Source organism: Bacillus sp. LR_5 (assembly GCF_042709275.1).
This window is the reverse complement of sequence record NZ_JAVAXX010000215.1, coordinates 1-11,327: the sequence shown is the minus strand read 5'-3', so window position 1 is coordinate 11,327 and position 11,327 is coordinate 1. Positions and strand designations below refer to the sequence as shown.

Genomic DNA, 11,327 nt, shown 5'->3' with positions numbered 1-11,327 from the left:
TCCCTTAGCGGCGTATTTTATATGTTTTGTTATGTTTAGTATCAGGTTATTTCTTTCCGATTAAACCCAGATATCAAGATTTGTCTATGCACAGCTGCTGTAAAGCGGCATAGCTGTTAAATGCTCTAAACACTATCATACCATGTTTGGTGTGAAAATGAACCCATATTATTCGTTTATTAAATCACTTGCTGTGATCAGCACCTCCCGAGGCTTGCTTCCTTTTGCCTCAGAGATCATGCCTTCCGCTTCCATCATGTCGATCAGCCTTGCCGCACGATTGTAACCGATTCTGAATCTTCTTTGCAGGCTTGAAGTGCTCGCACTGTTTTGCTCTACAACAAACTCACACGCTTCGTAAAACAGTTCGTCCTCTTCTTTCAGGGCTGATCCTTGTCTTACGAGCTCTTCTTGTTCAAATAAATAGGTCGGCGGCATTTGGCTTCTGACGTGGGAAACGACGCGGTCGATTTCCCGGTCTGACACAAAGTTACCTTGCAGACGAACCGGTTTTCCCGAGCCGTTTTCCAAAAAGAGCATATCCCCTTTTCCGAGAAGCTTTTCTGCACCGGCTATGTCGATAATTGTTCGGGAATCAACCTGGCTTGAAACAGAAAAGGCGATTCTCGTTGGGATATTCGCCTTTATCAGACCTGTAATGACATCGACTGACGGACGCTGAGTTGCGACGAGAAGATGGATACCGCACGCTCTGGCTTTTTGGGCGATCCGCGCAATGCTTTCTTCCACATCGTTTGGAGCCACCATCATCAAATCTGCAAGCTCATCAATAATGACAACTAAATATGGCAGCTTTTCACCCATTTGGTGTTCAGCGGTTAATTGATTAAAGCGGCCAATGTCGCGGACACCTGAATGGGCAAAAAGCTCATAGCGGCGCTCCATTTCCTCAACGACCCATTTCAAAGCAGCTGTAGCCGCTTTAGCATCAGTAATGACCGGGCTGACGAGGTGAGGAATTTTATTGTAAGGGGCCAGCTCTACCATTTTCGGATCAATCAGCAGCACCTTTACCTCACTCGGGTCAGCTTTATAAAGCAGGCTGACTAATATTGTATTGATGCATACGCTTTTTCCGGAGCCTGTAGCGCCGGCAATCAAGCCATGTGGCATTTTCTTCAAGTCGATAACAACAGGATTTCCCGAAATATCTAATCCCAGCGCAGCTGTGAGCGGTGACTTGCTTGTCCTGAAAGCTGAGCTGCGAATCATTTGGCGCAAATCAACCACCTTGCTCGTGCGGTTCGGCACTTCAATTCCGATCGTGTTTTTCCCCGGAATCGGCGCTTCAATCCGAATATCTCTCGCTGAGAGACTGAGTTTAATATCATCGGACAAGTTGGTGATTTTATTCACCTTTACACCCGGTTCAGGATGCACTTCAAATCTCGTGACAGACGGACCCTGGGTTACATGGACCACATTGGCGCGGACATTGAAGTTTTTCAAGGTCAAATCAAGAAGCTGACGCTGTTCTTCGATCCACGCAGTATCATCTTGAACCTGCGCTGGCGGGACATCAAGCAGTGCAACATTCGGAAATACATAGCTGCCGCAGCGCTCCTCTGCTTTTTGCTGTTTATGCGTATCTCTCTTCAGCATCATCACATTAAAAGGAACGGATGGCCCTTTTTGAGAAGATGCGCTTTGTTCAGTCCTTTTCTCCTGTACACCAGGCCTTTTTTTCGGCTCTTCTGAAGCTTCGCGAGGTTTGTCTGCGCGAATTCCCTGCCGATTTTCAAGAGGTGCAGTAGACGATTTGGAACCCTGCTCCATGTGTTCAGTTTTCTCAAGCTCTGTATGGCTGTCTGGCTGAACATCTATCTTCGTTTCCTGAGCCTCTCCCAGGATGTCATAATGATTATTTATTATGCTGTCTGATGGCTCTTCTGATTCTTTTGCCACAGTTTCTGCTTGAGCCAGAGCCTCTGATGAATACTCATGATCAGTAAATAAAGGGTCTTCCTGACGAATGTCCATTTGTTCTTCTTGAACGAACGGGGACTCAGCACCTTCTGCCGCGTTTTCATGATGATTGTATACTGGGCTGTCTGACGGCTCTTTTGCTTTTTCATCCTCAGATACTGCCTCTGTCTGAGATTCAGGAGCTATTTGCTCTTCATCAAGTTCAGCGGAGAAAACAGGCTCTTCAAGTTTCTCTGGCTGCTGCTCCCTTTGTTCTTCCTCCTCTTCGCGGCCTACTTCACTGTCTGAAAGCCCTTCAGCCGCCGTATCTGTGAGCATCTCAGGCGGTGTTTGCTCTTCGGCATGTTCAGCTGGGAAGGAAGGCTCCTCTTTTTCCGGCTGTTGAACGCCTGACTCAAATGGCACTTTGTTACCTGACGGCTCGGCTGGCCGTTTCGCCAGCGCCCCATCATGCTCCGTATCCTTTCTGTTTAAAACGCCAGAAGGCTGTTTTTCAAATTGGATATCCGGGAAGAAAGGACTTTCTTTTTTGGAATGCACCTGTGTGTCTGAAGCAGGATAGCCGCGTTCACGTTCGATCTCTTCTGACAGCAGTGTTACCTTCTCTTTTACCGATGTATCCGGTTCGTTCAATGTTTCAGAAGGCTTTTTCGGCACATCCTTTTTAACAGATGGTTTTTGATTGAATCCATAGACAGGCGAAGGGATATTTGTCGGTTTAAACGGTTTCTTCGCCGGCTCTGCTGCTTGATATGTATGCTGCTCTTCTTCATTTCTGGGACGCTCTCTGTAAGGTGCAGCACTTGGACGAGGCGCGGATTTCGGTTCGTCCGATGGTGTGCGGCGCCTTCTCAGGTCATGATTTTTGTATCCGTCAGGCACGACTGGAAAACGGAATTTGCCTTTTGGATATTCATAATATATTTTAGGATCTTCCAATCTTTTTAATTGTCCTTCAGGATGATGTACCTCTTGTTGCTGCGGAATTTGAGCGGGTTTTGTCTCCCGTTCAGCATCCTCTTCGCTTTCGCCTAAAAACAAATCAAAAAATTTATGAAGCCAACTCATAATTTATCTCTAACTCCCTTATAGTTTTCTGGGACGGTTTTTAGTATACCACTGCTGGTCGGCCCAGAAAAGATTAAGCTATCAGCAGAAACAAAGCCGCTAAACAAGGGCTTAGCGGCTTTTCACATGATTCGTTTTTTTTGGCGGATTTATGGGAGTCTAAAACTGAAATGCGTCTCCCGCCTCATAGTCTCCTTCTAACACAAGGATTCCTTTTTCAGCAGGGGCATCCGGCAAATCAAGCTCTTTCGCTGAGCAGATCATCCCGCTTGACGGAACGCCGCGAAGCTCTGCATCCTTAATGACAAGTCCGCTAGGCATCACAGCACCGACTTTGGCAACGACAACTTTTTGGCCTTTGTCAACGTTAGGCGCGCCGCAGACGATCTGAAGCGTTTCTTCTCCTACGTTGACTTTACATACGCTTAATTTATCCGCATTCGGATGTTTTTCTTTTGATTCTACATACCCCACAACAAACTTCGGAGATAAATCAACGACTAATGTTTCTTCAACGCCGTTTCTGTTTAAAATCTCATTCACATCTTGCACGAATGTTTCTGAGAGCGCAACAGGGCCGTTTTCATCAATGGTCAAGTAAGAAGACGCGTTGAAAATGTTGAAGCCCGTTGTTTCTTTTGTTTCGTTATTAAAAATTTTGACGACGTCGCCGTGTTTTTCGTAGCCTAATTGTTCGCGTGTCACATCTTGAAGAGAGATCAGGAGCGTGTCTCCCACACCTTCTTTATTATAAAAAGCGTTCATAAGTAAAAATCCTTTCTAATCCTTTTTCGGACGGCTTTTCGCCAGGATAAACACCGGTTCCAGCTTTCCTTCATTGTACAAAAATGATAGGGCGGTAATCGGGACGGTGCCGCCTGCAAAGAAGCTCATCGACATTTGTCCTAGAATATCATACCCCGATTCATTCCGGATGTCAGCAAGAATCAAAACGTCCTGATGAGGAACAGAGATCGCCAGCTCCCCTTCTGCATGCTGCTTATATTCATTTAAGATCGCTTCGTTCAAAATCCGGCTTGCGTCGTATCCGTCGTTTGCCCTGAAGAAATAAAAGTAATTGCCGGCAACCGTATCCTCTTTGACAACCGTCGGCAGGGAACGGAGATTAAATGCGGCCGTCTCTCTGATCCGCTCTTTTGTCCAGTTTTCTTTCTCAAGCATGCGCTGGTCAATTAAACGGTAGGTTTTCCCGAGATCAAGCGCGTAATAAATTCTTGTCTCTGCGGTATGATCGTCATAAATGAGCGGGATATCTTCGCTGGACTTGTCCGGGAAGGAAGTCGAGCGGATGACCGGATAAATGCGAGTTTCTTTCCCGGTCATTTCCTGAGCCTTCCCTTCCATTGCCGTCATCGCTTCGGAGACATAGTACACGATCTCATCAATGGCTTCGTCTTTTTTCAGTTCCCATTTTGCAATAATCGGCGGCAAATCGAGTGTAATCCCTTTTTTAGTCGTTTGATCCTCAACACGGAGGGTGTCTTTTTCTCTGTCAAACAGAAAGGAGCGATTCTCGTGCTGAAGGCGCTGCTTCAGTATATCTGACAGCTTCCTTGAGGTCATTTTCAAACCGATGTCCTCCTTTACGCTTTAGCGAGAGAGTCTGTTAAAAACTGTTCAATTTCTTCTTTTGTTTTGCGGTCTTTGCTCACAAAACGATTTACTTCTTTTCCTTCATTAAACACCACAAAGCTTGGGATTCCGTAAATTTCCCACTCTGCACATGTATCAATGAATTTGTCACGGTCTACGTAGTAGTAGGTGAATTCAGGGAAATTCGCTTCCAATTCAGGCAGGAAAGGCTCTACAAAACGGCAATCCGGGCACCAATCGGCTGAAAACATAAATACAGACCAATCATCCTTTACCGCTTTTTCCAGCTCTTGAGTTGATTCAATTTTTTTCATTTCATATCCCTCCAGTTGTTTATGTTCTTACATGTTTTTTATCGATACTCGTCCATTTGGATCATACCAAACTGCTTGAGGCAAAACCACTTATATGCAACGAATGAATATGTAAGATTGGCTTTCCCATTATCATTATCATATTTTATTTGCATTATCAAGCTCGTTTCGTTTAACATCGTGTACATGAGGGTAAAATTCACAGATGGACATACATAAGGAGGGATTTTTATATGGAGTTTATCGTCTATTTAGCAGGAGAAATCCACAGCAATTGGCGCGAGGAAATTAAAGAGAAAACAAAATCACTGAAGCTCCCGATTACGTTTGTTGGCCCGATGGAGAATCATGACCGCTCAGACAATATTGGTGAAGAAATTATGGGCGTACAGCCAAATGCCGTTTTAAAGGATGACAAAGCCTCTGACATCAACAACTTCAGAACCGCCGTCCTGATGAATAAAGCAGACTTTGTGATCGCCCTGTTTGGCGAAAAGTACAAACAGTGGAACACGGCAATGGATGCATCATATGCGATCGCAAAAGGAAAACCCCTGATTATCATCCGGCCGGAATCGCTCCACCATCCTTTAAAAGAGCTTTCCAATAAAGCGAATATTACGGTTGAAACCGTTAACCAAGCCATTAAGGCCCTTTCCTATCTATTTGAAACAGAATAAGAAAAAAGCTTGTCGATCCGGGCTTACTGCTCGTTCAACAAGCTTTTATGAAACCTACATATTTTCTTTAATCGCATCCACCGTCTGCTTATCGCAGGCTGTTACAAGTTTGATGAGCATTTCTTTAGCAGCAGCATAATCATCAATATGAATGATAGAAGCGTTTGTATGAATATAGCGGGAACATATTCCGATAACCGCTGACGGCACACCGCTGTTCGAAATATGAACCTTGCCTGCGTCTGTTCCCCCGCCGGATACAAAATATTGATATGGAATATCATGCGTTTCAGCCATATCAAGAACGAATTCCCTCATTCCGCGATGCATGACTGTCGTTCTGTCAAGAATGCGCAGCAAAAAGCCTTTTCCAAGCTGGCCGAATTCATTTTTGTCTCCGCTCATATCGTTTGCCGGGCTGGCGTCAAGGGCGAAAAACAAGTCCGGTTTAATCATATGAGAAGCCGTCTGCGCGCCCCTTAGCCCTACTTCTTCCTGAACCGTTGCACCCGCATAGAGTGTATTCGGAAGCTCTTTACCGTGTAATTCCTTCAGAAGTTCAATGCTTAAGCCGCATCCATATCTGTTATCCCATGCTTTTGATAAAATTTTCTTTTCGTTCGCCATCGTCGTAAACGGACAAACAGGCACGATCTGCTGTCCCGGTTTAATACCGATTTTGATGGCGTCTTCCTTATCATCCGCTCCAATGTCGATCATCATGTTTTTGATATCCATCGGACGGTTTCGCTGCGCATCTGTCAATAAATGCGGCGGTATGCTTGAAATCACACCCGGAACCGGCCCGTTATCTGTTTGAATTTCAACCCGCTGCGCAAGCAAAACTTGGCTCCACCAGCCTCCGAGCGTCTGGAATCTGAGCAGCCCGTTGTCTGTAATTGATGTCACCATGAAGCCGACTTCGTCCATGTGCCCGGCTACCATAATTCTCGGTGCGTCCTCTGCGCCTCGTCTGACTCCGAAAACACTTCCCAGTCTGTCCTGAACGATGTCATCGGCATATTTGGCTAGCTCCTGCTTCATAAAAGCACGAACCTGATGCTCATTGCCCGGCGCGCCGGGAAGCTGCGTCAGTGTTTGGAAAAGCGCTTTCGTTTCTTGATTCATGTTTTCCCCTCATTTCTATGTAGTCCTTTTATTTTATTAGAAACAATGAAGTTTTCCAAGCACCCTGACCGAATCTGCTCGATCAGCCGCGTATTGCTTAACAGGATTTGGCTGTTTCTGTATAATGAAAAGTACGATCAACCAGGAGGTGCTTTATTTTGAAATTGCGTCATCTTCTTTTAGGAGCAGGACTTGGAATTTGTACGGCTGTCGTTGTGAAACAATATGTGATGAAGCCTTATATTTCTTCAGAAAAAGCGCTTCGAATTGTAAAGTCTGCTTTTAAGCAGCGGGGCCCGATTGACGGATCATGGATTTACACCCAGCCGGAGCCCTACAATATTAACGGAGAAACGGTACAGGTATACAAAACCGGCATTACACGATCAGCTTTCGGAGAATTAGAACAGTATGAAGTCATGGTGGATGCGAAAACGGGAGAAATTGTTGATGTCATTGATACAATCGCCTCTTAACACCGGACAAGCAAAAAATAGAAGCCGCTGCCTATGCAGCGGCTCTTTTTTATTATATCGCGCGAATCGGTTTGTATACCGGATACCACATCGCATCCTGCACTGCCTGTATAATGTCTTCAGGCTCTTCCGTAGCGACGCCTTCCTCCATTGCGGTTTTTGCAACTTCAACAGCAACGGTTGCCGAAACAGTGCGCAAATCTTCAACTTTTGGAAGCATCGGCGCGCCAGGCACCCCGACATTGACCATACCTGCGATTGCCCGGGCACATGCTTCAAACATGCCGTCGGTAATTAATTTTGATTTGGTAACAATTGTTCCAAGACCGAGACCAGGGAAGACAAGCGCGTTGTTTGCCTGCCCGATATGATACGTAACTCCGTTATATTCAACTGGCGGGAACGGGCTTCCTGTCGTGATCAGCGCACGGCCTTCTGTCCATTCGATTAAATCCTCCGGTTTTGCTTCAGAAAGAGTTGTCGGATTTGACATTGGCAAAATCGCCGGCCGTTTCACATGTGACGCCATTTCTTTTACAATTTCTTCAGTGAAAGCGCCGGAAACTGTAGATGTGCCGATCAGGATCGTCGGTTTCGCCTGCCGGACCACTTCAAGAAGATCAATGCCTCCGCCGTCTCCGTTCCGCTGATAATCCTTCACTTCATCAGCCGAACGAGTATACGGCTTTTGGAAATCAAGAAGCTGATCCATATCATCTGTTAACAGCCCGTTTCTGTCTATGCACCAGAAGCGCTTGTATGATTCTTCTTCACTCAGTCCCTCGCGCACCAAAGCTTCCCGCAGCTGTTCGGCAATTCCGATTCCTGCCGTTCCCGCTCCGAATATAACAACTCTGTGATCTCTCAGCGGAACTTTAGACGCTTTTGCACAGGATAAGACTGCGGCCAAAGAAACAGCGCCAGTTCCTTGGATATCATCATTGAAGGTACACACTTTATCTTTATAGCGTTTCAAAATGCTTCGCGCGTTTTTCGCCCCGAAATCCTCCCAATGCAGCAATGCATTCGGAAATGTTTCTCTCGCAAGCGCAACGTAGTCGTCAATAAATTGGTCATAGCGTTCTCCGCGCACTCTAGAATGCTGGTTGCCGACATAAAGCGGATCGTTCAAGAGGCTCTCCTGATTTGTCCCCGCATCTAAAACAACAGCCAGCACTCTGCTCGGATCAATGCCCGCAGCCGCTGTATAAACCGCCAGCTTGCCAATAGAAATTGCGATTCCTCCGACGCCCCAGTCACCGATTCCTAAAATTCCTTCCGCATCAGTTGCAACAATTAAATCGATCGTATCGCTTTGATCTTTATACTGTTTAAAAGCTTCTTTCATACCGTCCGGGTCATCGATTGACAGATAGAGCCCTCGTGGTTTTCTGTATTCATGGCTGTATCTCTGGATTGCCGTTCCGACTGTCGGTGTGTAGACAATCGGGAGCATTTCCCCTAAATGGTCATTTAACAGGCGGTAAAACAGCGTTTCATTCCGATCGTGCAGCGCCGTTAAATAGACATTTTTGCTCAAATCGTCAGGCTGTGCGGAATATTGTTCATACGCTCTTTTCGCCTGATCATCAATTGTTAATACCTTGGGCGGCAGAAAGCCTTTTAAACCAAGTTCTTTTCTTTCTTCCTCAGTAAAAGCAACACCTTTGTTCAAAAAAGGAACAGAGAGCACTTCAAGGCCTCTTAATGTTGTTTGAATGTCTCCTTCGTTTGTTACTCTGAATTGTTTCACCCTGCCTCTTCCTTTCTGAGCATAATTAGTACTAGGTTTGCATTATTAGCCGGAAAACATGCAGGGTAAACATAAAAATATGCTATCGCTTCATTCGCTTAACTGACTTTTTGATGCTTCCGTCCTCCTCCCATTGAAGGGCGCGATACTCGGCATCATGGTAAAAAATAAACCAAGCATCTTTTTCTGCTGCGAACGCCTGCCATTTCTGCTTTTGCGGGATAGAGGTCATCGGATAATCATCGTAAGCCAGCACCCATAGCGGATTGCGGTGGGCATGTGTCGGCATCAGATCTGCCATATGTACGGCAGTTTCACCCGCATCTTCGCATATCAGGACACTGTGTCCGTCGCTATGGCCTCCGGTGTGATGCATTGTAATACCCTCTGTGATCGTTAAGGTGTCTTCAAAGGTTTTGACTTGGCCAGCTACAGCCTCCCAATTTTCTTTCCAATACGTATTTTTCGACCTGATATTCGGATGGCGCATTTCGTCCCATTCAACAGCTGATGTATAAATCACTGCATTCGGAAAGACAGAGACGAGCCGTTCACCTTCATATTCCGTTAAACCGCATGCATGATCAAAATGAAGGTGTGTCATTGCGATCACATCTATATCGGCAACCGTTAATCCGAGTGCTGCTAACGATGGTTTCACATTCGACTCTTGTGTCACGCCATAGTTTCGTTTTTGTTTATCAGTCAGCTTGCCGTACCCAATTCCGGCGTCAACGATGATATTGAGCCCATCCTTTTGAATCAAAATAGGGTCTGTTCTTAGTTCAATCTGGTTTTTTTCATTGACTGGATATTTTTTAGACCAAAGCGGCTTTGGCACAACGCCGAACATGGCGCCTCCGTCCATATGCGTCACGCCTCCGTCAAGCCAGGTCAACGTGATGTTTCCAATTTTCATTGTTTCCATTTTCATCCCCCCTGTCATCATGGTAGCAAACGGCCCATAAAAAAAACAGACTCCTGTCAGAGTCTGTCTTTACGTTCTCCATTCAACCTCAGCCCGATAGATCGGCTGGCCGAGTGCAGAGAATTTTTCTTCATATTCTGTCATAATATTGCCTTCCAGATTGCTGTTATGCAAATCGAGACTGACGTATGTCAGCAGGAGGCCGTACTCAGAGAAGCTCTTCAAAGAGTACTCAAATAAACCTCGGTTGTCCGTTTTAAAATGAATCGATCCGCCTTTGCCCATTACTTCTTCATATTTTTTGAGGAAGTGGGAATATGTCAGGCGGCGTTTTTCATGACGTTTCTTCGGCCAAGGATCAGAAAAGTTCAAGTAGACCCGTTTCACTTCCCCCGGCTCAAACACATCCGTCAGCGTGTCCGCATCTATATTCAGAAGCTTTACATTCTGCGCTTCGCTGTCTTTTACTTTTTGGACGGCTGTCACGATGACGCTTTTAAATAACTCAATACCAATATAATTGATGTCGGGATTTTGTTTGGCCATACCAGAAATAAATTGGCCTTTTCCTGTACCAACCTCGATATGGATCGGATTGTCGTTGCCAAACACTGTGTTCCATTTCCCTTTATAATCAGCAGGATTGCTGATGGCAATATCTGCGTTTTCAGCCAAAAAGTCATCAGCCCAAGGCTTGTGGCGCATTCTCATATGATTGACACCTCTATCTATTATTTCGACTAACAACATACCATGAATTAAAAAGACCCGCAAGCTCGTTTTTCCAGTGTATCTCTCTTAAGGCCGAGCGCATAAAAAAAGAGGGTCCCGTCTGCTGGAACACTCCTTTCACATGTATAAAAACGCTCTGTTTTGAACAATTTAACCCGTATGATACTGAAGGGATGTGTACCGTTATGGGTTTACATTATGAGCATCAAGTTCATTTATTGAAGGATATATTGACTGACCATCAATTGGACTGCTGCGGAACAGTCGCAGAGTACGAGCAGCTTGAGCGTGTGATTAAATCACTGATGGCAAACACCGAGCTTGATTCAAATTTCAAAAACGTGCTTGAAGATGTTTACCGCTACAGCCAATCAGGAATATCGTCCAAATCCATCGACTCACACATACAAGAGCATCAGAACAGCCTGTCTCAATGGGTAGAGCAAATGGATTCGTATTCCTGATTAATCAACAATTCGTTTCATGAGGATATGCAGCTCTTCCATTGCATCATGAAATTCCTTATCATTGCCTTTTGCTTTATGCCAGGCAATGAAAGTAATTGTTTCAGATAACACATACCAAGCCATTCGCAACCGAAGGCTTTCTGTCAGCTCTATGCCGTACATGCTCAGCCAGCTCTCCCAAGCTGGCTTTTCGACGTAGTGGTACAGCAAAGGCCCGAGG

The 11,327-nt window shown here is 45.4% G+C and carries 12 protein-coding genes and 1 pseudogene; 3 read left to right on the top strand and 10 right to left on the bottom strand.

The features are described from left to right. Positions 1-168 precede the first annotated feature (168 nt). The 5 genes from sftA to RAC86_RS28210 form a co-directional block, all read right to left on the bottom strand. Positions 169-3,015, bottom strand: a complete 2,847-nt coding sequence (gene sftA / locus RAC86_RS28230; protein ID WP_377886264.1) for a DNA translocase SftA — start codon at positions 3,013-3,015, stop codon at positions 169-171. Positions 3,016-3,174: 159 nt separating this feature from the next. Further along, positions 3,175-3,780, bottom strand: a complete 606-nt coding sequence (ytpR, locus tag RAC86_RS28225; RefSeq protein WP_076458270.1) for a YtpR family tRNA-binding protein — start codon at positions 3,778-3,780, stop codon at positions 3,175-3,177. 15 nt (positions 3,781-3,795) lie between these two features. Next, positions 3,796-4,605, bottom strand: coding sequence for a DUF1444 domain-containing protein (locus RAC86_RS28220; RefSeq protein WP_009967991.1), 810 nt, complete (start codon positions 4,603-4,605; stop codon positions 3,796-3,798). 14 nt (positions 4,606-4,619) lie between these two features. Next, the gene (locus RAC86_RS28215) at positions 4,620-4,943 is read right to left on the bottom strand and encodes a thioredoxin family protein (protein ID WP_003229265.1); all 324 of its coding nucleotides are present in this window, start codon (positions 4,941-4,943) and stop codon (positions 4,620-4,622) included. 38 nt (positions 4,944-4,981) lie between these two features. Continuing rightward, complete coding sequence (locus tag RAC86_RS28210) at positions 4,982-5,098, bottom strand: hypothetical protein (RefSeq protein ID WP_004399150.1); 117 nt, start codon at positions 5,096-5,098, stop codon at positions 4,982-4,984. A 78-nt stretch (positions 5,099-5,176) separates the two neighbouring features. Here RAC86_RS28210 and RAC86_RS28205 point away from each other — a divergent pair, with 78 nt between their 5' ends. Continuing rightward, positions 5,177-5,623: a YtoQ family protein gene (locus RAC86_RS28205; RefSeq protein ID WP_003229263.1), complete on the top strand. Its 447-nt coding sequence runs from the start codon at positions 5,177-5,179 to the stop codon at positions 5,621-5,623. Positions 5,624-5,677: 54 nt separating this feature from the next. On the opposite strand, the gene RAC86_RS28200 is transcribed toward RAC86_RS28205, so the two are convergent. Further along, on the bottom strand, positions 5,678-6,751 hold the full coding sequence (locus RAC86_RS28200) for a M42 family metallopeptidase (protein ID WP_014480574.1): 1,074 nt from the start codon (positions 6,749-6,751) through the stop codon (positions 5,678-5,680). Between the two features lie 158 nt (positions 6,752-6,909). Between RAC86_RS28200 and RAC86_RS28195 the strand changes: the two genes are divergently transcribed. Then, positions 6,910-7,227 carry a PepSY domain-containing protein gene (locus tag RAC86_RS28195; RefSeq protein ID WP_014477682.1) on the top strand — a complete coding sequence of 106 codons (318 nt, stop codon included), beginning with the start codon at positions 6,910-6,912 and terminating at the stop codon, positions 7,225-7,227. Positions 7,228-7,279: 52 nt separating this feature from the next. Here the strand turns inward: RAC86_RS28195 and RAC86_RS28190 are convergent, their stop codons facing one another. From RAC86_RS28190 to trmB, 3 genes are all read right to left on the bottom strand, one after another. Then, a complete protein-coding gene (locus RAC86_RS28190; protein WP_110109460.1) occupies positions 7,280-8,980 on the bottom strand; it encodes an NAD-dependent malic enzyme in 1,701 nt (566 codons plus the stop codon). Positions 8,981-9,062: 82 nt separating this feature from the next. Next, complete coding sequence (locus RAC86_RS28185) at positions 9,063-9,908, bottom strand: YtnP family quorum-quenching lactonase (protein ID WP_038427838.1); 846 nt, start codon at positions 9,906-9,908, stop codon at positions 9,063-9,065. A 69-nt stretch (positions 9,909-9,977) separates the two neighbouring features. Beyond that, positions 9,978-10,619, bottom strand: a complete 642-nt coding sequence (trmB, locus tag RAC86_RS28180) for a tRNA (guanosine(46)-N7)-methyltransferase TrmB (RefSeq protein ID WP_004398646.1) — start codon at positions 10,617-10,619, stop codon at positions 9,978-9,980. 206 nt (positions 10,620-10,825) lie between these two features. Here trmB and RAC86_RS28175 point away from each other — a divergent pair, with 206 nt between their 5' ends. After that, positions 10,826-11,104, top strand: coding sequence for a YtzH-like family protein (locus RAC86_RS28175; protein ID WP_003237926.1), 279 nt, complete (start codon positions 10,826-10,828; stop codon positions 11,102-11,104). Here RAC86_RS28175 and RAC86_RS28170 read toward each other — a convergent pair. Then, positions 11,105-11,327 (bottom strand): annotated as a pseudogene (locus RAC86_RS28170) (phosphotransferase); the annotation flags it as partial.